Genomic DNA, 1,549 nt, shown 5'->3' with positions numbered 1-1,549 from the left:
CCTTCCCGCTCCCCATCTACGCCATCTGCGACCTGCTCGGCGTCCCCCGCGAGGACCAGGACGACTTCCGCTCTCCGGCAGCGGCGCGTACACCCACATGACGATGGTGGCCGAGAACGCGACCGGGCTCCGCAACCTCTTCAAGCTGTCTTCGCTCGCATCCATCGAAGGTCAGCTCGGCAAATGGCCGCGTATGGACGAAGAGCTCATCGCCGCGCACGCCGAGGGCATCATCGCCACCACGGGCGCCGGCTGGATCGGCGCGGCCGGCCCCGGCGGTGAGGGCGCCAATTTCTTCGATGAGCGTGCTGACAGACATCCGACATCGCGGCACCCGGGACGTATTCTTCCTGGTCTGCGACGGGCTCAAAGGCCTACCGGACGAAGCATCACAACACGAGTCACAGTCGACCCAGGTTCGGCCAACTCCCACACCAGTCGCTCCGGAGCGCGAACTTGCTGACCTCGACACCACCAAGTTCCATACCCACTGGAGCCCCGAGGTCGACCACCAACTCATGAACAGCCGCACCATCCCACAACACAGCAGCAGACCAGAAGGACCGAGACTGTGAGCATCATCGGATACGCCCGCGTCTCCACCCTCGAACAAAACCCCGAGCTGCAGCAGCACGCACTCCGCCAAGCCGGCGCGATCCGCATCTTCACCGACTACGAATCCGGCTCGACAACGCAGCGCCCCCAGCTCACCGAATGCCTGAACTACCTACGCGATCACGACGGTGATGTCCTTGTCGTCTGGAAACTTGATCGCCTCGGACGATCCGTCCGCCACGTCATCGACACAGTCCACAACCTCGGCGAACGTGGTATCGCATTCCGTTCCCTCACCGAAGGATTCGACACAACCACCGCAGGCGGCGAATTCTTATTCCACATCATGGCAGCCCTCGCCCAAATGGAACGCCGCATGATCGTCGAACGCACCCACGCCGGCCTCGAAGCCGCTCGACGCCAAGGTCGACACGGCGGCCGGCCCACCGTCATGACCCCCGAACGCACCGAACTCGCCCGCACGATGCGTGAACAGGGCAAAAGCCTCGACACGATAGCTTCGACACTCCGTGTCGGCAGATCCTCCGTCAGTCGTGCCCTCGCACCCGAGAAGGCCGGCGGGCAGCAGTAATCCTCACACGAACCAAGCACGAGCCGAACCGTCAAAACCGACGCGGTACCGCCCTGTGTCCGCAGCCTTTCCCTCCATTCGAGCCAACCCATCGGCAGGGTCCCGATGCGCCGCCGTTCCTTTGGCCGTGGGATCGGCGGCGAGAGCGCTCAAATACAACAGAATTGGCTCGGAAACCCCCGTGGGTCAACACATAATCATCAGCCATGTCTTCTGCCCGCCGTGGTGCGGAAGAGTTCCACGACCACCACGTATACCCCAACAGCGCAGCCGCAGCGAGAAGTGTACAGCCCACCAGGACTGCGAGGCCTGCGTCCGGGGACTGTTTCGTAATCGGTGTTTTGGCCCGAGACGCTGAGTGAATGCTCGGCGAGGAGGTGCCGAGATGACGACACTGGAGAA

General features: G+C 63.1%; 1 protein-coding gene and 2 pseudogenes. All 3 read left to right on the top strand.

The features are described 5' to 3' along the window. Positions 1 to 97 precede the first annotated feature (97 nt). A pseudogene (locus ABT116_RS45275) lies at positions 98 to 190 on the top strand (hypothetical protein); the annotation flags it as partial. A gap of 75 nt (positions 191 to 265) precedes the next feature. After that, a pseudogene (locus ABT116_RS45270) lies at positions 266 to 383 on the top strand (transposase); the annotation flags it as partial. A gap of 188 nt (positions 384 to 571) precedes the next feature. Beyond that, positions 572 to 1,147, top strand: coding sequence for a recombinase family protein (locus tag ABT116_RS45265; protein WP_003943371.1), 576 nt, complete (start codon positions 572 to 574; stop codon positions 1,145 to 1,147). Positions 1,148 to 1,549 lie beyond the last annotated feature (402 nt).

Source organism: Streptomyces sp. NPDC002130 (assembly GCF_040296465.1).
In the GTDB taxonomy this organism is placed as follows: Bacteria; Actinomycetota; Actinomycetes; order Streptomycetales; family Streptomycetaceae; genus Streptomyces.
The sequence above is the reverse complement of the archived record's forward strand: the minus strand, read 5'-3'. Positions and strand labels throughout refer to the sequence as shown.